The organism is Acinetobacter sp. VT 511, from assembly GCF_001077515.1.
Taxonomy (GTDB): domain Bacteria; phylum Pseudomonadota; class Gammaproteobacteria; order Pseudomonadales; family Moraxellaceae; genus Acinetobacter; species Acinetobacter schindleri.
This window is the reverse complement of the sequence record NZ_LFRE01000094.1, coordinates 12,733-34,196: the sequence shown is the minus strand read 5'-3', so window position 1 is coordinate 34,196 and position 21,464 is coordinate 12,733. Positions and strand designations below refer to the sequence as shown.

The following is a 21,464-nucleotide window of genomic DNA, read 5'->3' as shown; positions in this document are numbered from 1 at the left end:
TCTTTTGCTACACTTTGACTGCACAGAATATGATAAAACTACACAACATAAACTTATTAAGTTGTTTAAGATCGCGGATACGTTTATTTCAGATCGGAAAACGACACGGTTAAATTGGTCAAAAGGCCAAGGAAGTACGAATTTTTATGAAACTTCAAACAGTAGCTTGCGCAGTTGCAGTTGCGACAGGCGGATTCTTTTTTACCCATGTGGTGAGCGACGCGATTGCTGCTGAAAAATCAGAAGTCGTAAGCAAAGCCCTTCAACCATCTCAAGAACAAGCGCTCGTATCTAGACAGCTGGCTACTTTAGTGGATCGTCAGCACTATTTAAATATGCGTCTAGATGCTCAAACCTCACAGCGCATTTTTGATTTTTATATTGATAGCCTGGATCCGGAGCATAGTCTGTTTCTGGCACCTGAAATTGATAACTATAAGAAACGTTACGGTGCCAATTTTGGTGCCAACTTGAAATCAGGCAATCTGGCTGGTCCATTTGAGATTCATGCACATTATAGTGAACGCCTCAAGCAGTTTTATACCTTTATGCTGGATGAACTGAAAAAGCCTCAAAACCTGAATCAAAGTAATGTTTATATTGAGACTGACCGTGAGAAAGCACCATTCTTCAAGACACCAGAAGAACAACGCGCTTACTGGTCAAAAATGCTGGTTTCTCAGCTGATTAATCTGACCATCAGTAAAGAAGAAGAGCAGGCCAAACAAAAAGCATTAAAAGATAACCCAGAACTGGCCAATGGTCAGGATCTGAGTGGTCCAGAGGATTTGACGCCGGCACAAACCTTAACCAAGCGTTATACCCGTCAGCTTGAACGTTTAAGTCGTATCAAAAGCGATGATGTGCTTGATAAAACGCTGAATGCCATGATGCTGACTTATGATCCACATAGCAATTATTTCCCGCCTGTGGATGCGATGGAGCTGAACCGCCAAACGACTTTACAGCTTGAAGGTGTGGGTGTTTCAATTCGCCCAGAACGTGGCAATGAAGACTACACCAAGATTGAAACTATTGTGGAAGGTGGTCCGGCGAGTAAATCAGGTCAAGTGAAATCCGGTGACCGTATTATTGGGGTCGCTCAGGATGGCGGACCAATGGTCGATGTCATTGGTTGGCCGAGTAATGAAATTGTCGGTCTGATTCGTGGTAAACGTGGTACTAAAGTTACTTTGAAATTACTGGGCGCTGGCGCAACACTGGGACAGGCGCGTAATGTCACTATTATCCGTGATGTGATCCAGGAAGAAGATGCTGGCGTACGCACCCGTGTGGTCGAGATTCAGCGAGATGGCAAGAAGTATCAATATGGTGTGATAGAAATTCCATCTTTCTACTTAAACTATCGTGCACGACGTGCGGGTACAGATTATCGTTCTGTATCTGAAGATACCAACAATGCCCTGAAAGAACTTTCAGCCAAGAATGTGGAAGGGATTATTGTTGATTTGCGCAATAATCCAGGTGGTTCATTAGAAGAAGTTGCACGTATGCTGGGGCAAGTGATCAAGTCTGGTCCAGTAGTACAGATTCGTGATGGCAATGGCAATGTCAGTGTCTTTGAAGATGATGATGGCGGTGCACAGACCTATGCTGGTCCACTGGCGGTCATGGTCAACCTCGCTTCTGCATCGGCAAGTGAAATCTACTCTGCTGCAATTCAGGATTATGAACGTGGTATTGTCATTGGTAGCACCACGACAGGTAAAGGTACTGCACAAGTACAGCTGGATACCTTGGCACATGGACAGGCTACACTGACGCAACGTAAGTTCTATCGTATCACTGGTGGTAGTACCCAGAACAAGGGTGTGGTCCCCGATATCAAACTGGTCGATATTTACAATGAAGAGTTTGGTGAGCGTAAGGCTAAAAATGCCTTGCAGTGGGATACCATTCCGACGGCACCCTTTAAACGTGAAGGTGAAGTACAGAAATATGTACCTGATCTGATCAAGAGCTCACAGGTTCGTGTCAATCTGGATCCACAATTCAAGTATCTTGAGCAACGTACAGCGATTGCCAAGAAAACTGACGAGAAAAAGCGTCTAGTATTGGATCTGAATCAGCGTAAAGCGGAATTGCTGGAACTTGAACGTAAGACCTTGGAATCTGAAAATGCACGTCGTGCAGCAACGGGTCAGAAACCTTATCCAAACTGGGAAAGCTATCAGGCCTCAATGGATGCATTGATTGAAGCACGTGCCAAGATGAAAGCTAAAGATCGTCCGCAGCTCCCTGAAGAGGAAGTATTTGTTGTAGAGGCTGCCAATGTTTTATATGACTATGCCCGTTTACAAGGAAAGGCGAAATAGTTATTCAGAATTGAAGAATTTAATTTGACTAACAGCCTGCATATGCAGGCTGTTTTTCTATTTTTTGTTGAAAAATAGTAAACAAGAAAAAGTTGATAAGTGTTAAAAATGCTATCTGTTTTGTTGAAATTCATAATGTTGTGATCTAGATCTGCTAAATTCTAGTCAATGAATGAATTTAACCATTTGCTAAAACTTGAAACACTTTTAATATATGTCACATATTTCTTATTTTTGTCAGATTTGGATTTAAGTCAGTAAAATTATAGTTTTTGTTGTGCTTTAAATATTGCGGTTCAAGTATCGATAAATTAAAAATTTTTTATGGGTCAAATATGACCAAAGGTGTATGGGTTGAGCAATGTTCTTGGGTGCCCTCGAGTTAGGCAGTTAAAGATGCAATGTGGGCTTAAGCAGTTCGGGAAAGCAAGCTTCTACAGGACTCTTATATGATTCATGTTCATTATGACATTAATCTGGTTATAGGCTCGCTCATTGTAGCTTTGGTGGTTTGTTTTCTTGCCATTTCAATTGAACAGCTGTTATTTGATAAAGCTCCTCCCAAATATGAAAAGCTGATTCTGGTTACAAGTGGTGCGATTTTAGGATTCTCTATCTGGTGTATGCACTTTGTTGGCATGACCGCCAGCCATTTGCCAGACAATACCTATTTTGATTCCGGACTGACTGTTACCTCTTATATCATCGCCTTTATTGCCTCGACCTTTGCCATCTGGCTGACAACACGACAAACCCTGCCTTTTCCTCGTCTGGTACTCGGCGCGGTATTAATGGGGCTGGGAATTTCCGGCATGCACTATACTGGCATGATGAGTATGGTGGTGCAGGGTTATGTGATCCGCTATGATCCGGTACTGGTGATCTGTTCGGTACTCATTGCGATTAGCGGGGCTGGTTTAGGCTTCTGGATGCTGTTTAAGAATCGCAGTATTGCTCGCCGTAGCTTTTGGCTGAAAGCCGGTGTGGCATTGATGCTAACTTTCTCCATTGTCGGGATGCACTATACCGGGATGGCAGCGACCAGTTTTCATTCCATAGTGGGTGAAGGCTTGGCCGAAATGTCCACGCTTGAGCGCGAATTACTGATTACTGTAGTTTTCATTGCCTGTCTGGTTCTTGTTGCCGGTTTCTGTGTAGCCATGCTGGAACAGCGTCTTGAGCATCGCAATCGTCAGCTGGCTGAGGCCAATAAAGAGCTGGCCAATCTGGCTGTGCAGGATAATCTAACCAAGTTACCCAATCGTTTCTATCTGGCAGAGTATTCTCACTTTCTGTTCAATGATCATCATTACCGTAATGCACAGTTTGCCTTTCTGTATATTGATCTTGACCGTTTCAAAGCAGTAAATGATGTCTTTGGACATCATGTGGGTGACCAGCTCCTGATCCAGCTGGCTAACCGGATTTATAGTTTACTCAATGAGTACTCGAGATTGCTGCGAATTGGGGGTGACGAATTCTTGTTGATTCTGGAAAATGCAGAACCGCAACAGGCCGCTGAAGTCGCTGAAAAAATTTTAAGCATGATTCAGGAAAGCTTTATGATTGCCGGCAAGGTGATTAATGTTTCAGGGAGTATTGGTATTTCAATGTATCCGGAACATGGCCAAAATGTTCAGGATCTTCTGATTAATGCCGATTCAGCCATGCTGACTTCCAAAAATCAGGGGCGTAATACCTATTCATTGTTCAATTTCAGTAATGATGAAAAGGAATCCAGAAGTCAGAGCAAGCTGATTAATGACCTGTATAAAGCGGTTGAAGAACACCAGTTTGAGCTGTATTACCAGCCTAAATATCGTACCGAGGATTTGCAGATTTGTGGGGTTGAAGCCTTGATCCGCTGGCGGCACCCGGCACTGGGCTTGTTATCACCAGTAATGTTTATCCGGGGGGCGGAAAAAACCGGCCTGATTATTCAGATGGGGTATTGGGCACTGGAGCAGGCCTGTAAACAGATTCATCAATGGGAAACGGAAGGAACGAATTTCTTCCCGATTGCCGTTAATTTGTCTGCCGTGCAGTTTGAACACAAGAACCTGTTTAAAAATCTGGAAGAACTGTTAGCACGTTACCAGATTAATCCGAATCACTTGATGATTGAGATTACTGAATCTACAGCCATGCATCATATTGATAGCAGTGTGCGTACCCTGGAACGCTTGCGTGATATGGGGATTCAGCTGGCAATTGATGACTTTGGTACAGGGCATTCCAGTTTCTTGTATCTGAAGAACCTGCCAGTGAATGAGCTGAAAATCGATAAAGAATTTATTGCAGACCTGACCGCAGGTTCCAAGGAAGAGATGATTCTGGAAAGTATTATCCATCTTGCAATTAAGCTAGGTTTGCAGGTTACTGCTGAAGGGGTAGAAACTCAGTTACAGGCAGACATCCTGACCCGTTTGGGTTGCCAGCAGTTACAAGGATTCCTATTCAGTAGACCAGTTAGTGTGAAAGATTTACCCGAAGCCGCTATCGTTTCTTAATCTGTTTAATTTTATCAATCAGCCTCTGAACTCAGAAGCTACTTAATTTGAATAGCGAGCATTTCAGCCTTTGCACATTCAATCTGATCGGCAGACAGAGAAAGTGCAATCTGGATTTTTCGACCTTCAATTTTCAGTAATCGACCCGTCAACATCAATTCAGTATTCACAGGTACCGGTCGAATAAACTGCATATTCAGACTACCAGTAACACATCGAATTAAGGCTTCACTACCGTCAAAGGCGATGCCAGCTGTATGGCTTTTAAATGCTGCCGCAGAGGCGGTCCCATGACAGTCCAGAAGAGATGCAATCAAGCCACCATACACATGATCGGGTACACCGCCGGTATAATGAGAGGCGGGGAAAATATGTGCAATAGTCTGTACAAAAGGAACGTCCCAGTAACTTTTCAGTTGATGACCATGTGGATTGTCACGTCCACAGCCGTAACAGTGGGTGTAGGGTTCAGCATACAGATCCTGAAAGGCAATCCTTGTCATTTTTTTATCCTTATTTAAATGTGATCAGGTGCTTCAATAAATTTCTAGAAACTAAATGATCTCTTAAAATATAAATCTATTTTAAATAGGTTTCACCATGAGATAAAAGTCAATATTTCTCCTGAAATTTCAACCTGAAGACGGTATTCTTCTAAAACCTGTCCATTCTATAAACAAAAAGTACAGGAGAGGGTGGGCATTGAGGAATGAGTACTGCATTTAGAAATTCTGCTACAATATCGCCAATTTTTCATATTGATCGTGCTTGATCTTTTGCACTGCGGATCTGCAGTAGGTATTTTCCATGAGTTTTAAACAAGAGTTAGCGGCGCAGGTCGCTCAGCGACGTACATTCGCGATTATTTCCCACCCAAATAACACACTATAATTCATCTTATTCCAACCCATTTCAAAAGCATTCAAATTAAAATTAATATTTCATTAATTTACAGTATTTTATTTAAATTTTATTCCTGTACCCATTGCATGGTATTTCAAGTTACATTAAGTTTATTCAGAAGTTTTGTGTACATGAGTGTGTACATATTTAATGCTATTTTTTCTGATTTAAAATTTTGTACACAGGTGTGAAATGCCACTTACGGACACATGGCTTAAAAAGAATTTAGGTAAGGTTAGGGCTGAGCAACATGTTGAACCTGATAGGGATGGCTTGAGTGTACGTGTGTCACCTAAAGGTAAGATCACTTTTCAAATGCGCTTCAGATATGAGAGTAAGCAAGCTCGTCTAGACTTGGGTTCTTATCCCAATTTGACTTTATTGCAAGCTAGGCAAGATTTGCAAAAAATGAAAGGTGTCCTAGAGGCAGGACATGATCCAAGAGTATATAAAAAGTTAGAAGTTCATAAGGTGACGAACGCACTAACTTTTAAGGAGCTCTATCTAGAATGGCATGAAAAATACTGCATGCCGAATAAGAAGAATGCACAACAACAATTGCGCTCTTTTGAGTTGTATGTATTTCCTAAATATGGATATCTGCCAGCAGATCAAATCACACTACATATGTGGTTAGAGTTACTAGAAGACCATTTTGAAAAATCTGCATCAATTACTGATCGACTGCTAACAAATACAAAACAGTGCTTAGACTGGGGCGTAAATCGAAGGCTGATTGAGAATAACCCGATACGTCATATTACAGGCAAACGTGATCTGAATATTAAAAAGAATAAAGTGGATCGAATTCTTGAAGATGACGAAGTGGCACTAATTTGGAAAATTTGCGATGAGTCTAGAATGGCGTTAAAAAATGCGCTGTTTATAAAAATCTGTCTCTTCTATGCAAATAGGTATAGTGAACTGAGGATGGCGAAAAAAACAGATTTCGATTTTGAACGCAAAATTTGGACTGTGCCATCTGAAAATCATAAGACAGGTAAGTACACGAAGCGACCGCTTCTTAGACCGATATTACCTGAAATTGAACCTTTTATTAAACAAGCTATGGAGCTGAATAATTCCATTTATATGTTTGTGAATAGTGGGACTAGAGAGATGTATGGGCAAAATGGCCCAGGCAAGCTTCCATATAATGTTATGCAATATGCAAGAAGACATTATGGTATGGAGATGAAGCATTGGTCTATGCATGATTTGAGACGTACCGCTCGTACTCATTTTAGTCGTTTTACATCACGTGATATTGCAGAGTTAATGATTGGCCATACCATGCCTGGAGAGCAAGGGACTTATGATTATCACGATTATCAAAAAGAGATGGGTATAGCTTATAAGCAATGGTGGGAAAAATTGGAAAGCCTAACTTGTTAGGCTTTCGTTATTTCTGAAAAATTTAGCTTCCCATGTTTCTATTTGCTCTCGGTCCCAAAGACTTGTAGATCCCTTTGCTGCTTTTATCGGTTGAGGAAATGGTTCTGCAAACATTTTCTGGGTTGGCTGTTGCCATCTCCATAATGTAGCAGCAGCTTTGATATTGAATCTTTCACGCACTTGTTTGGACGTCAGGTACGACATTTTTAATTACCAATGAAATAAATTGAAATCATTGTAAATAAGATGAGATGGGTAATAATTCTGAAATAAGGGGAACTTTTTTAAGAATACACATTTATGCCAAAACTTAACGATTTTCAAAACAGCACAGTAAGACTATTAGATTATTTATATTTTCATGATGTGGCAGCCATGCAGAGCTTCTCAGAAGAGAAGTTAAGTATATATAGTCAATTATTAGCAACTATTGATTCGTTGGCTTATCGAAGGTCTAAGGGTGTGTTGATAAGAGAACATTACAAGCATTTGTTATTAATAGGAGTAGATTTTGAGTTAACTTTTGGAAAGGGTGAATTAATTGAAGATGATATCTATTTAAAAATGCAAGAAAAATATCGTGCCTACCTAATTCAACAAATAGAGTTGGTGGGTTTTCAAATAGATCATTATAAGCAAGATTTAAATGGGGTATTAATCCAAACTCCAATCCAGTCAATTACTAGTGCTGCTGCTTTTAAAATTGTTAGTCAAGTTCTATATTTTGAGTACGATAATATAACTATAGGGGTGCTTAGTAAATTTCTAGATTTTAATTTTTTAATACTAGCTAAATATCAAAAAAAGAATAAAGTCATCAATGATAGTTTTTTAAATAAGCTTTTCTATAGGGCAATGTTATTTTTAGAATTTGAAGTTTTTAAAAATAACTTGATTGAAGAGTACTCATCCGAAGAGCAGACTATTAACTTAAATGCTTTAGAAGATTATGAAAAAGTAGCAGCTGCTATTAGGGCTAGGGGGAAAGCTAATTCATTAAAGGGAATTGAATATAACGGATTTCATACTTTAAAGACAAAGAATGATCTGAAAAATTTTCTTATAAATATTGAAGAGCGATTAGGACATAATCCCATTTTCTCAGATAGCTTGGCTAATTGGATTGCCTTAATTAGTGCATGGCATTTGATCCTTAATAAAGGTAATAATCTCGATAAGCCATTGTTTAAAGAGTCCCCTCAATATGTTGTAAATTCGGATATCTCATGTACCAAGCTAGCAAGAAAAAAATTAGCTGACTTCGGTTTCTCTGTGTCTGAAAAAACCATATTTGACTGCTACGATCGTGTCTATGAAATTTACAGGCTTATAAATATAACTATAGAGTGCTTGGTTGAAGAAAAAATGTATGGAATGAACGAAAGGGTGTTCATTCATGATTTTTTCTATAATCCAAATTCTAATGCATTCTTCAAAAAGCAGTTACAAACAGCTAAGACTAAGCTTTAAAACATTAGAGCATTCTTATTTATAAAGGTTGAATGAACAAACACTATTTGAGAGTGCCATTCAATCCAGTTGTAAATAAATCGGATCTGTTTAATCCAGATGCCATTGAGCGCCAACTTGCTCATGTGCCTCAATATAGGATTTGCTCGGCATATAACCGAGCGCAATCTTGGGATGAGCGAGTAAGATTGATTGAGTGGTATGAGGGGGGAAGTGAAGGATTGGCTGAATTAAATGACTAAAAAAATCACAATGACCACGCTAAAAAGCGTGGTTTTTTTTCATCGTTATAACTGAAACTTGAGTACATATAATGTCTTAATAGTCTTTAAATAGGGGGTTGAATTTTATGATATAGGGTTTAAAAGTATATGAATGGGGTATAACAGTTTTTGATTTTTCTGAGTAGAAAATTGGTTGCTTGAAACATAAGGGTTTGAAGTGTTAAATTTCAACTTTCATCAGAAAACATCTAGAATATTTAAATCATGAATGAGATAAAATTACAAGTTTTTAGTGAACTCCCCGAAATTGGGCAATTAGAAAAACTGGGTGATAAAGAAATTTTTGGATTTTTGAAACGTTACTATACGGATAGCTATCGGCTTGTAAGTGCTCAAAAAAATAAAATTCAAAAAGGGATATTTCGGGAAACTATCGAAACTTTAGAAAAACTGTATGAGCGTTTGGAGCTAGTTGAAGAATTTATTGGTTATGATAACGTAGACTGGGAAGATGCCTGCCTTTCAAAAAATGAGGCGAAAAAAAAGCAGATAGTTGAATTTTATAATGGTCTAGTAATAGACGTTGCACTTATGGGACTAGCGACTACACATTACAAGTTGCCAGAAAAAATTCATGCTTTTATTAATTTTTTAGATAAAGAGAAATCTTGTATCTTCAGAAGTGAGATTCAATCTGACAGGTGGAAAGTTGAAGACTTTCCTCATGGAGATGTCTTTGAAACGATTACTCAATATAAGGAGTATTTAAAAAAGCAAAAGAACTACAAATTTAATTTCGATCAAGATAAAGGTGATGAGATTGCCCATGAAATTTTGGATGTGCTACATGACGTTAAGAAAATTAGACAAGCACTTGTGTTAGTGAAATTTCAGGTACAGGATTTTTCTGATAAGGAGATTGAAAATCTAATTCATACTAGGCAAGTAGATGACATAATAGCTACAGCTCCGGCCGAAAGAAAAATACAATTATTAGTAGAGGAGTTAAATGATCTTGAGCCAGGAACCGATTTACCTTGGTTATCTATCCTTGTAAAAGGTGAGATAGAGCTGAATGGTGAAGTCCGATTAATGCTTGGATTTATTCTAGACAGTTCAACACATAAAATAGATACCAATCAAATCAAGGCGTCATTACATCGTGAGTTAAAGATATATTTTCGTAGTAGTCAGATCACTCCTTTTATTCGGTCAGAAATTATTGCGATTGATCAAATTCTTGATCACTTAGGTGTAAAAGAAATAAAAGAATTCAAACTCCCTAATCGCAAAAAATTAGCTCTTATGTTGAAGTGGTTTGTGGGATTGTTTTATGGAATGGGAAAGATTATTAGTCCTGATAACCATACTGCTGAGAGTGAACTAGTTGATACGCCTATACGTCTAATTACAAGAAAAGCTGATAGTCGTTTAAAAGATCGAAATGATAAGAAAAAGTCAAAAAGACAAGAAAAGGATGACCTAGAGAAAAAGTCATATGACTTTAACTCAGTTTGGGAGGACACCGGTTTAATTAAATATGCTCCTGAATATGCGAAATCCATTCATCAATTTTATGGAAAGTTACAACACTCTGAAGAATTAGAGAGCTGGCAAATAAAAATATTGCAAAGAGTCAATTTGTTCCTAGCTTATTTGGAGGGTGGATCTATTGACAATTTAGCTACGAGACTGTCGATTAGCCCTAATCCTTCTAAATGGCCGAGTCTGGTCAGGATGTATTTAGCTCTGTTAGAGAATAGTAGGGATATTAATTTTTCTGGGTTAGCTAATTGGACTATCTATAATACTTCATTGCTTCAGAGAAATTTAAGTAGGTCATCTTTAAAACATCAGTTACGTGATAGAAATCTGGCTGAGATGACGGATCTAATAGCACAAGAGCTAGAGATAGTGAAGCAACGCAATATTTCAATTTCCCAAAGCAAACTATGCTACATGGAGAAGTTGGCACAAAAGAACGCGATATCAGCAAGGCGTTATTTAAAAAATAGTTTTAAAGAAACTACAGTTCTACTACGCTTTAAAATTGATAACAGTAAAAGTCGATTGGATATTAGTAGCTTAAAAATCATTATTACTCAGTTTCTAAAGAAAGCGAAACGCGCTCCAAGGAGTATAGGAGCATATTTAGATGCCTTTATTGGATACTTTGTTCTTCTTGAGGGGAGATACTACTCTATTGACTGTACGGCTATTTTTTATCTTCGTGCAGAGGCTGTTGTAGAAGATGTGAAATTTGAATTCGAGAACTATTGGAAGGAATTCACTAAGAGGTATACTGCTAAGCAAAAAGATACCCTAGAATTCCCGGACTTGAGAGTAATTCCTAGTTTGTGGTTTAAAGAAGGCGGATCTCAGTATTTTATTGTAAATAAAAGAGACAAGCTTATTCCACAGCTGATAAATGATCTTGTGAATTTCTATACTGCATATGAATATTTCAGTGGATATAAAAATACAAGACATAGCAATCATAAAAGACCAGAGCTATTTTTAAGAGGCAGAATTAGAAAAGACATGACCAAAAAAACGGATGAAAAAAACACTCCACACAATGAAGTGAGCCCATCTGAAAATAAAGAAAGCGTAAATGAAATCAATGGTAATTCATCTCAAGAGGATATGAATAAGCAAGCTGATATTCAAGAGAATAGAGTAGAAAGAATAGCCCATTCTCTACAATCCCTAGTCTAAAGTAGTTTGATAAGTTTATGATATTAAGGTTGATGTTTAGGCAAAAAGTTATAGCTACATAGTATGATGAGAAAACTCGTATACGGGTTGGGGATATATTCGGGAAAGGTTATTCAAGTAAATTCCTTCGTTTGTCTTCCTAAATACTTACCGCATAACTTTTTTTTATCAAAAGATGTTGGGAGTGACTTAATAATTAAGAGATTCAGCAAATTTGATCATTGAAGACTGCTCAATTAGGTGAGTATCACAAGGGAAATCTAAAAGCTATAGTTCAATTTTCGCAGGTTGATTAAGATTATTAAATACAACTAATTAAATACAACTAAATATATCTATATGGAGACTAATCATTAGACTATTCATAGAGTTGTATACCTGACTAGATTCAACCTAAAAATTATATTCATACAGTTTAACCCTCTCATATGGAGCTATTTCCAGATTGAGTATTGAACATGAGTAAGCCAATTAATGAATCTAAACTAACTATCCAACTTGAAGTCGTCACTGAGCTATGGATTAGAGCTCATCGTAGACCGCATGATTTCTATTTAGAATTTGCTGAGCTTCTGACGGAATTAGATCAAGTGTACATACGGTCTTACGACTACTTCGGATATATCAATGCATGGTGTAATTGGTTAGAAGAGAATGACATTGCGGGTCTAAGGTTAGATGAACTCATTGAAGAACTTAAAAGAAAATCATTTGCTGAGTATCAGCGATATTTTAAGGGGTATCAATCTGAACATCGAGAAGCTTTAAGACGTCACCGTGAAAATGAGACACGGAATATTCGATCGCTAGAAAGGAAAGCTAGGAGCGCTGTAGAGCGGTATGCGAGGACAGAGGTTGTTCGCATTGATTTGGGTTACATTAAAAAGTACCAACACTTGATCAACATTGCTGATTTTTATGAGGATGTTAAAGAGCTAAGAGCGCAGATAAGCGAGCGGGAAAAGCCATTCAATGCTCTGATTGATTATGCTTGGGCATTAGAGCAAGGAGTAGATAAGGGTTATCACTGTCATCTGGTACTATTTTTTAATGGGCATTTAAAGCAGGAGGGATGGGGTATTGCTCATCAAGTTGGAAAGGCATGGCAGAAAATCACAGGCAAGTTAGGATACTTTTTTAACTGTCATGATCCTGAGCAGATCCAAGAATACACGGAATTGGGTATTTTAGGGATTGGTCGAATCCACAGAAATAATTCTACTGAAGTAGAAAAAATGGTTAATGCTGTGCGCTATTTAGTACGACCTGAAAAAGATGCGCAACATCTGCGTGTGAAATGCAAAGCCAAGATGCGTACATTTCAATGAATTGAAAATAATCTTAGATATACATTATCTAGATGAAAACGAGTTTTTTAACTTTGCAAGGCTTACCCATCGGTGAGCCTTTGTCATTTCTAGAGGTATATATTATGAGTTTAAATTGCCCTTATTGCTTATCGGATCAAGTCATTCAGGTAGTGAATCAGCAGGTGAGTGGGTCTGATTCTACAGGCCTAGCCGCATCTGCATCGTTCGCAACTATCGGTGCAACCATTTCAAAGGGTTTACCTTTGCCTGTATCACCACTGCTTGGCGGGCTTGCAGGTGCAGTCATTGGTGGCCTATTTAGCAGCATGTTTGATGAACCGAAAAAGCCAATCACCCTGGCCTACTATCACTGCAATCACTGTCAGCAGAATTTTCGTTGAATCAGCATAGGAGATAAGAACGATGGCACATCAAATCGAACAAATGGCCTATGTTGGTGAAACCCCTTGGCATGGTCTCGGTAATCAGCTAAGTCCAAATCAACCACTCGAAGTATGGGCACAGCAAGCCGGGATGGACTGGCGGATTGAATCCTCGAACGTCAGCTATATGGCACAGAATGAACGTGGTCAGAGTATCATCATGCCTTTTGAAGAGCAGCGTGTCTTGTATCGCTCAGATACACATGCGCCTTTATCTGTGGTCAGTCAGCGTTATCAGGAAGTTCAACCCAAAGAGATTCTAGAGTTCTACCGGGATCTGACTGAGCAATCAGGTTTTGAACTAGAAACCGCAGGGGTGCTGAAAGGCGGGAAGAAATTCTGGGCTTTAGCTCGAACTGGACAGACTTCAGCACTCAAGGGCAAAGATGTCAGTAATGGTTACATCCTCTTAGCCACTGCATGTGATGGAACCTTAGCGACCACTGCACAATTCACTAGTATTCGTGTGGTGTGTAACAACACTTTAGCCATTGCTCTACGTGGACAGAGCAGCAGTGCAGGTGTGGTGAAAGTTCCACATAGCACCAAGTTTGATGCAGAGAAAGTGAAGCAGCAATTGGGTATTTCAGTGCGTGCATGGGATGAGCACATGTATGAAATGAAACAGCTCACACAGCGTAAGGTAAGTCAGCAGGAAGCTAAGGCTTACTTTGATGCGGTTTTCAATAACAGCACCATGTCAATTTCTGATCCTGAAGAAAACATCATTCAGTTCTATCGTAATGTCGCGCAGCAAGTTCAGGAGAAAAAGCCTGAACCTAATGGTCGTGCCATGAATAAGGCCTTGGATATGTTCAATGGTCAAGGTCGTGGTGCTGACTTATCATCAGCGAAAGACACTGCTTATGGATTACTTTGTTCGATCACAGAATTTGTGGATCATGAACGACGTGCCATGAGTACAGATCACCGACTTGATTCAGCCTGGTTTGGTGCAGGTGCTGGTGTGAAACAACGAGGATTGGAGCAAGCGCTTGCTTTGATCGCCTGAAATTATCTTACTCACTTATGTTGAAATCAAGTCACCCCAAACAAATGCTAGTCATAGCACTCATGTAACCCCTATCAATTAAAACAGCAAACGAATCGCCATACCCGACCTCGTGTCGGGTATGGCTTTTTTATGCATTTCTTTTACAGAGATCAGAATTTATAAGGATAAATCCATGAATCAAATTGTACCTATTTCCCATCTGCCTACGACTATAGGATCAAAGATCGTAGTCAATCCAACCATTACCACCAAACGCTCAACAGCAGCTAAGCGACTAGTCAACACCAAAGGGATGGAATATCAGGATTGGCTTGAAGTGCGTAAACAAGGCATTGGTAGCAGTGATGCCGCGACTGCTTGTGGTCTTAATCCCTACATGTCCATGTTAGAGCTTTGGCTGATCAAAACAGGTCGTCAAACTCAAGCTATTGAAGATGAAAGCTCAGGTGTAGCACCGCTGTATTGGGGCAAGCAGTTGGAACCTTTGGTGGCAGAGTTCTATAGCATGCATACCAATAACAAGGTGCGACGGATCAATGCGGTACTTCAGCATCCTGATCCCGATAAACACTTTATGTTAGCCAATCTAGATTACAGCGTGGTTGGCAGTGATGACGTTCAGATCTTGGAATGTAAAACCGCAGGTGAGCATGGAGCAAAATTGTGGCGTGATGGTGTGCCTTTATACGTGCTTTGTCAGGTGCAACATCAACTGGCAGTGACTGGTAAACAGGCAGCGCATGTTTGTGTCTTGATCTGTGGGCATGAAACGAAGATCTTCAAAGTGACACGGTCTGAATCAGTGATTGAGCATATTGTCAAAGCAGAACGATATTTTTGGGAATGTGTAGAAAAGGATATACCGCCATCAGTAGATACCAGTGAATCGGCAGCTAAAGCCATTCAACAGCTCTACCCAGCCCATGTACCTTTAACCGTAGAGGATCTCTCGCAAAATGAAAATGCTAATTTGATGTTCGACAAGCTCATCAAAATGAAGGAAGAGATTCAGCATAAGCAGGAACGTTTTGACCAACTTAAACATGAAATTCAGATGATGATGCAAGACAAGGAAAGAGCTGTCTTTGCTCATGGCTCAGTGGTCTGGAAGAAAGCCAAGGATTCTATCAGTCTAAATACCAAGGCATTGCTTCAGCACCAGCCTGAACTCATCGACCTTTATCCACTTCAAAAGCAGGGCAGTCGTCGATTCAACATCTATACCGACTAAGTCCTATCTACAGCGCCAAATCAAAAATTCACAAAAATCGCTCCCCGCTCTCTACCCTTCGGTAGAGAGCAAATCGGTCGCGATCTCTGTAGCACTTTATCTGGCTCTACATTCTTTGGGTAACTTATTTGGTCCTTGTTCCGACCTACATACATAGACCCAAATTTGTAACGTAATACATTAAGGAATATCAATATGATTAAAGGTTTAGCAATTACCCCTCCAATCTTGGGGCGTATCAGTATCGGTCGGATGATCGAGAAGAATGGTAAGCGTCTACCGGAAAAAGATGACCAGTTCACCATTACTTCCCAGATTCAAAGCAAAGAAGGCTGGGTGAAGCATCCACTGGATGATCAGCTTCGAGCGAATACTCCCAATCAAAAGCTACGCTCAATCCCCGTCAGAATGATCTTTAATGATTCTGACTTAAACCTACGTGCTGAATACACTTTGTTTGATCGCCAGACTGGAAGACCTGTTTGCATGGGCAATGGTGAAACCTGTCAACGCTTAACCAATCAAGGCGTGGAGCAACATCCATGTCCATCCCCTGATTTATGCGCTTTGGCTCAAGGTGGACATTGCAAGCCCTACGGGCGTTTGCATGTGAACTTAGATGAATCGGATGAGTTTGGCACCTTCATCTTTAGAACTACAGGCTTTAACAGTATTCGGACTTTGGCTGCACGGTTGAACTATTACCATGCAGCTTCAGGAGGCTTGTTGTCGTGCCTGCCTTTGCAACTCATTTTAAGAGGTAAGAGTACGACACAAAGCTATCGTCAGCCGGTGTATTACGTGGATCTAACTTTAAGGGAGGGGATTAGCTTGAATGAAGCTATTATTCAGGCGAAGCAGATTGATGAACAGAGCAAGCAGGCGGGGTTTTATCAGGAGGCTTTGGACTTTACCGCAAGGAAGGGTTTTGCGAATGGAAGGATGGATGTAGATATGGAGGAAGGTTTGGATGTGGTTGAGGGATTTTATAGGGATGAAGACTCAAATTTTGAAGGGGAAAATTTACAAGTTGAGTCTGTAGAGGGAGGGGCAAAAGGCAGGGCTAAAACTAAGCTTAAATTCCATCAGCGGGAGGGTTTTGTGCAGGAGATGCAGAAAGGATTAAAAGAGAGTGTAAATGCGGTGAATTGATTGTTGTGAACATAAATTTTTAGAATGAATACTAATTGAATAAGTTCATTATCTTTTTGATATAAGGGGATTATTTCCCTTATTTTTTTATTAATATTGAAAATTTTTAATAAATCATCATATTAATATTAGATATAAGATTACCATTAAGGGCAATATGAAAATACTAAGAACCAACGATGCTCAATTTACAGAATCCTTTAAAAAATTACTGGATTTTGAAATTGTCACGGATAAGCAGCTTATAAATGCTGTAGATACGATTATTGCTGATGTGTGTATCCATGGTGATTCTCATGTTTTGAAGTTAACGCAACAATTTGACCAACATCCTGCTCAAGATTTTAAAGATTTATGCCTAGATCAAATTGAGTTAAAAAAAGCCTTTGATGGGCTTCAAGTTGACATTAAATCAGCGCTTAGATTTGCGGCAGGGCGGATTGAAAGTTTCCACAAGGCCCAAATTCAGCAGAGTTGGACATTTGAAGATGAATTGGGAAATGTCTTAGGTCAAAAAATTACACCATTAGATCGTATCGGTATTTATGTGCCGGGTGGTCTAGCATCTTATCCATCATCTGTATTAATGAATGCGATTCCTGCAAAAGTTGCGGGAGTAACTGAAATAATAATGACAGTTCCTGCACCTAAAGGAATGTTGAATCCGCTTGTATTAGCTGCGGCATATTTAGCAGGTGTTCATAAAGTGTTTACGATAGGCGGAGCACAGGCAGTTGCCGCTTTAGCCTATGGGACAGAATCAATACCGAAAGTGGATAAAATTACAGGGCCTGGTAACAAGTTTGTTGCAGCTGCAAAAAGAGCCGTTTTTGGAAAAGTTGGAATTGATATGATAGCTGGGCCTTCTGAAATTGCAGTTTATGCAGAAACAGGCACAGACCCAGATTGGTTAGCAATGGATCTATTGTCTCAAGCAGAGCATGATCCTATTGCACAAGCAATATTTATTACACCTGAACCAGAATTGGCTAAAGCTGTGCATGATGCTTTACATAAACACTTGGACGATTTACCGAAGCAAGATATTGCGAGAGCCTCAATTGAAAATCGTGGAGCCATTATTCTTGTTAAGGATAGAGAGGAAGGTATTGAAATCATAAACAGTATTGCACCAGAACATTTACAACTTTGTGTTGATGATGAGATTGCAAAAGGGATGACAGAGAATATTCGACATGCTGGTGCTATCTTTATGGGGAAATTTACGGTCGAAGCCGTGGGAGATTATTGTGCGGGCCCAAATCACGTACTACCAACTTCTGGAACAGCTAGATTTTCATCTCCTTTAGGTGTTTACGATTTTCAAAAGCGCTCAAGTCTAATTATGTGCTCGAAGGACGGAGTCAAGCCTTTAGCCGAAGTGGCAAGCATCTTAGCTAAAGAAGAAAACTTAGAAGCCCACTCACGCTCTGCAAGTTATCGTATTTAGAGTAAAAGGACTGACAAATGGTTCAGTCCTTTTAATATTAAAAAGGTGTTTGAAAGATTTACTTTCGCATGTCTATTCAGTATGCTTTTCACGTTTCATTTTGATCTAATTTGCTATGCTGGCTAATAAGTTTGTTAAGCTTATCCTCGTATCAGTCCTGTTTTTGTTTGCTATAACAACTACGGGGATTTATACGTGGGCGCCTGTAATAGCAAAAAATCTAGACCATCATCATGAACTGAGTATTTCTGTAGAAACAGAAGATTCGAGTCAATGGTCATTAGCTCATCATGATGAAGTTCTGAGTACAGCAGATCAAGATAAAAAAAATCATAACTGGACAAGTTATGATGAACCCGCATTTCATCATTCAGTAAAGCCAATTCAAGCTGATGATCATTTCTCAATTGATCCAGTCTTTTTCCTTAGTTTTGCTTTACCTTTAATCCTCTTATTTTTAGGTTTATTTGAACGCCCAATTCGGTCTTTTAAACTTAGGAAAAGGATTAACTTTCTTTGTAATTCCTACGCATTTACCAAGACTCTCATTGTTCTAAGAAATTGATTTAACTATACAAAAATATTTTTCATTTTTTGTATAGGTATAGTCATGTCTAAAAAAAGTCAGGTAATTTTCGCCTGTGGCTTAGTCGTTATTGCTCCGCAGTTATTTGCAGGAACAAATTATGCACAGTTACAGCAGCAAGCGATTGCAAATGATTCAGTTCTAAAAAGTTTGCAGCAATCTCAGCAGGCGTATGATGTAAATCAAAAATATGCTGGACGGATGAACAATCCAATGTTCAATGTCGAATTGGATAATTTGGGTAATTCTAAGCTGAAAGACTTGGATGGCCCAACTGCATTCATGGGTTTGTCCCAAGAAATTCCGTTAAATAATAAACTCGCTTTACGTAAGCAATTAGCAGGTTTACAAGGAAATAATAACCAATTTGAGATTACTCAACGACAAGCAGAGTTAAAAGCCGATTTTCGAATCTGCATGTCTAATTGGTATGCAACATCTCAGCGAGCAGAAATTTATGCTGTAGAGAGCAAGCTGAGTGCAAGACAAGCAACAGTTCTAAATGAAAAGCTAAAGTATGGACGTGTGATTCCATCTGATGTTCAGCTTAATTCAGCTTTATCTGCTGAGTCCAAGTTACGTTATCAAAATGAGCTGAAAAAGGTTCAGTTTCAGAAAAATCTCTGTTCAAAATTTGCTTTTGATTTGCCAGCCAATGCTATTGATGTTCCTTTAACGATTAACTTCACTGACAAGGTTAGCTTATCTGAAAAGCAGGCTTTACTAAAAAAGCAGCAGGCAAAAACTCAATTTGAATTAGCAAGAAAAGAAGCGGTTCCTGATATCACGCTTGGCGTTGGTGTACGTAATTATCAAGAAACAGATGACAAAGTTTTTTTGGTTTCCACTTCTATTCCGCTTTCGATATTCAATCGCAACAGTGGAAATATTGCACTCGCTCAAGCACAGCAAACCAATGCTGAAACTCGTTCAGAATTAATCAATCGAAATTCAAAGATTGAATTGGATAACAAATCTATTGAGGTATCCAGTTTGATTGATGCAATCAAGCAATATGACCAATCTGTTTTACCTGCAACAAAAGAAAGTTTACGCATTGCAGAAATGGGTTATCAGGCAGGAAAAATTTCATTATTGGAATTTAATAGCATTAAACAAGTTTGGTTAGACAAACATCTCGCTCGATTTGATCTGTGGTTGGCTTTGCAAAATCAGATTGCAGAAGTTGAACGAAATTATGTAACGAATTTAGATCAAGAATAAGGGCAGAGAATATGAATAAACCAAAGAATACAGTAATTGCTACAGGCGTTATAGCTTTACTTGTCATGTTGTGTGCTCTGGCTTGGTACAAAACAGGAAACAAATCACAGACGTCTTCAGCACATGGTGAAGCTGTCGAAGAAAAAGCTGCTGTCGCAGGCGATGAAAAAGGTCCACATGGTGGACGCTTATATCGTGATGGAGACTTTTCGGCAGAGGTAAAAATTTTTGAAGAAGGTGTAGAGCCGCATTTACGTGTCTATGGCTACTACAAAGATCAGCCTTTAAAGCCGAGTGAGATTAACGCCAATATTTTTATTAAGCGTTTAGATGCTGAGCAAACCATTCGCTTCAAACCTGAAAGTGATTACTTGATTGGCGATGAAATTGTTTATGAACCGCATTCGTTCTTGATGGTGATTAATGTTGATTATCAAGGCAAGAAACACAGCTGGAAATGGGATACCAAAGAAGGCCGTGTAACGATGCTGGATAGCAGTATCAAAAGCAGCGGTTTAGAACTTCTTAAAGTTGAACCTATGACTTTTGAGAATGCGCTTGAGCTAAAAGGCGAACTTAAGTTCCCAGACAATTTTGAAAGTTTCATTACACCTAAAGCAAGCGGAACACTCATTAAAACCTATCGCACTATTGGTGATAAAGTCAGCCAAGGTGATCTGTTAGCGACTGTTCAAAGCCAAGATCTGATCCGCTTAAATGCTGAGCGATCCATTGCATTAGATAATTTGCAATTTTCACGCAAAAAAATGGAACAGGAACGTGCATTATTTCAAAAACGCGTATCGCCTGAAATTGACTACATCAATGCAAAACGAGAGTTTGATGATGCTCAGACTCGTGCCAATGAGTTAAACAGTTTAATTCGTGCTTATGGTGGTTCAGGGAATGGAACAATTGAAGTACGTTCTGCAATGTCAGGCACGATTTTACAAGTCCTTGCTGCGGTTGGTTCAAACGTCACCCCAGCTTCGCCATTGTTCAAAATTGCCAATACCTCTCAATTATTGGCAGTGGTGAATGTTCCAGCGGATAAGCTGAATGCGATTAATCCCACTGCTAAAGTGACGATTAAGCCTCAAGTGCAAACAGGTACAGAGGAAGCTTTAGGTCGTATTAAATATATCAGTGATGTCATTGATCCGAAAACGCGCACAGCTCAAGTCTTTATCGAAATTGCCAACCAATTCAAATGGCGTTCTGGTCAGCTTGTTACCGCACAAATATTCGAAAATCAAAGCACGAAAGCCATGGTTGTGCGAGAGGATGCATTACAAAACTTCCGTGATTGGGATGTGGTCTTCATCCGTGTAGGAAATGACTTTGAAGCACGTCCTTTAGAACTAGGCGATAAATATAATAGTTTTGTCGAGGTGAAATCTGGTCTTAAAGCAGGTCAGGTGTATGCAGCAGGCAATTCCTATTTATTAAAAGCAGAGCTGGGTAAATCTGGCGCTACTCATGATCACTAAGGGGTAG

15 protein-coding genes and 1 pseudogene are annotated in these 21,464 nt (G+C 39.3%); 15 read left to right on the top strand and 1 reads right to left on the bottom strand.

Annotation, left to right across the window (positions count from 1 at the left end):
- The first annotated feature begins 146 nt into the window (after nucleotides 1-146).
- Together ACS72_RS14700 and ACS72_RS14695 are read left to right on the top strand one after the other, a co-directional pair.
- Nucleotides 147-2,336, top strand: coding sequence for a carboxy terminal-processing peptidase (locus tag ACS72_RS14700; protein ID WP_048882509.1), 2,190 nt, complete (start codon nucleotides 147-149; stop codon nucleotides 2,334-2,336).
- A gap of 449 nt (nucleotides 2,337-2,785) precedes the next feature.
- Complete coding sequence (locus ACS72_RS14695) at nucleotides 2,786-4,846, top strand: EAL domain-containing protein (protein ID WP_048882508.1); 2,061 nt, start codon at nucleotides 2,786-2,788, stop codon at nucleotides 4,844-4,846.
- A 38-nt stretch (nucleotides 4,847-4,884) separates the two neighbouring features.
- Here ACS72_RS14695 and ACS72_RS14690 read toward each other — a convergent pair whose 3' ends face one another.
- On the bottom strand, nucleotides 4,885-5,349 hold the full coding sequence (locus ACS72_RS14690; protein ID WP_048882507.1) for a PaaI family thioesterase: 465 nt from the start codon (nucleotides 5,347-5,349) through the stop codon (nucleotides 4,885-4,887).
- 592 nt (nucleotides 5,350-5,941) lie between these two features.
- Here ACS72_RS14690 and ACS72_RS14685 point away from each other — a divergent pair.
- The 13 genes and pseudogenes from ACS72_RS14685 to ACS72_RS14625 all read left to right on the top strand — a co-directional run bounded on the left by ACS72_RS14685 (nucleotide 5,942) and on the right by ACS72_RS14625 (nucleotide 21,457).
- Entirely contained in the window at nucleotides 5,942-7,144 is a 1,203-nt protein-coding gene (locus ACS72_RS14685; protein WP_048882506.1) for an integrase family protein, read from the top strand.
- A 300-nt stretch (nucleotides 7,145-7,444) separates the two neighbouring features.
- Nucleotides 7,445-8,614, top strand: a complete 1,170-nt coding sequence (locus ACS72_RS14675) for a hypothetical protein (protein WP_249888287.1) — start codon at nucleotides 7,445-7,447, stop codon at nucleotides 8,612-8,614.
- 59 nt (nucleotides 8,615-8,673) lie between these two features.
- Nucleotides 8,674-8,856: pseudogene (locus tag ACS72_RS18780) on the top strand (hypothetical protein); the annotation flags it as partial.
- Between the two features lie 246 nt (nucleotides 8,857-9,102).
- Nucleotides 9,103-11,556, top strand: a complete 2,454-nt coding sequence (locus ACS72_RS14670) for a hypothetical protein (protein ID WP_048882504.1) — start codon at nucleotides 9,103-9,105, stop codon at nucleotides 11,554-11,556.
- 458 nt (nucleotides 11,557-12,014) lie between these two features.
- Nucleotides 12,015-12,884, top strand: coding sequence for an inovirus-type Gp2 protein (locus ACS72_RS14665; protein WP_048882503.1), 870 nt, complete (start codon nucleotides 12,015-12,017; stop codon nucleotides 12,882-12,884).
- A 104-nt stretch (nucleotides 12,885-12,988) separates the two neighbouring features.
- The gene (locus ACS72_RS14660) at nucleotides 12,989-13,267 is read left to right on the top strand and encodes a hypothetical protein (protein WP_048882562.1); all 279 of its coding nucleotides are present in this window, start codon (nucleotides 12,989-12,991) and stop codon (nucleotides 13,265-13,267) included.
- A gap of 22 nt (nucleotides 13,268-13,289) precedes the next feature.
- Nucleotides 13,290-14,321: a DUF932 domain-containing protein gene (locus tag ACS72_RS14655; RefSeq protein ID WP_048882502.1), complete on the top strand. Its 1,032-nt coding sequence runs from the start codon at nucleotides 13,290-13,292 to the stop codon at nucleotides 14,319-14,321.
- Between the two features lie 175 nt (nucleotides 14,322-14,496).
- Complete coding sequence (locus ACS72_RS14650) at nucleotides 14,497-15,555, top strand: YqaJ viral recombinase family protein (protein WP_048882501.1); 1,059 nt, start codon at nucleotides 14,497-14,499, stop codon at nucleotides 15,553-15,555.
- 195 nt (nucleotides 15,556-15,750) lie between these two features.
- The gene (locus ACS72_RS14645; protein ID WP_048882500.1) at nucleotides 15,751-16,707 is read left to right on the top strand and encodes a hypothetical protein; all 957 of its coding nucleotides are present in this window, start codon (nucleotides 15,751-15,753) and stop codon (nucleotides 16,705-16,707) included.
- A 157-nt stretch (nucleotides 16,708-16,864) separates the two neighbouring features.
- Nucleotides 16,865-18,157 (top strand): histidinol dehydrogenase, encoded by a 1,293-nt coding sequence (gene hisD / locus ACS72_RS14640; protein WP_048882499.1) that lies wholly within the window; start codon nucleotides 16,865-16,867, stop codon nucleotides 18,155-18,157.
- 115 nt (nucleotides 18,158-18,272) lie between these two features.
- A complete protein-coding gene (locus ACS72_RS14635; protein ID WP_048882498.1) occupies nucleotides 18,273-18,722 on the top strand; it encodes a hypothetical protein in 450 nt (149 codons plus the stop codon).
- A gap of 45 nt (nucleotides 18,723-18,767) precedes the next feature.
- Nucleotides 18,768-19,967, top strand: coding sequence for a TolC family protein (locus tag ACS72_RS14630; RefSeq protein ID WP_048882497.1), 1,200 nt, complete (start codon nucleotides 18,768-18,770; stop codon nucleotides 19,965-19,967).
- Between the two features lie 11 nt (nucleotides 19,968-19,978).
- Nucleotides 19,979-21,457: an efflux RND transporter periplasmic adaptor subunit gene (locus ACS72_RS14625; RefSeq protein WP_048882496.1), complete on the top strand. Its 1,479-nt coding sequence runs from the start codon at nucleotides 19,979-19,981 to the stop codon at nucleotides 21,455-21,457.
- The last annotated feature ends 7 nt before the right edge of the window (nucleotides 21,458-21,464 follow it).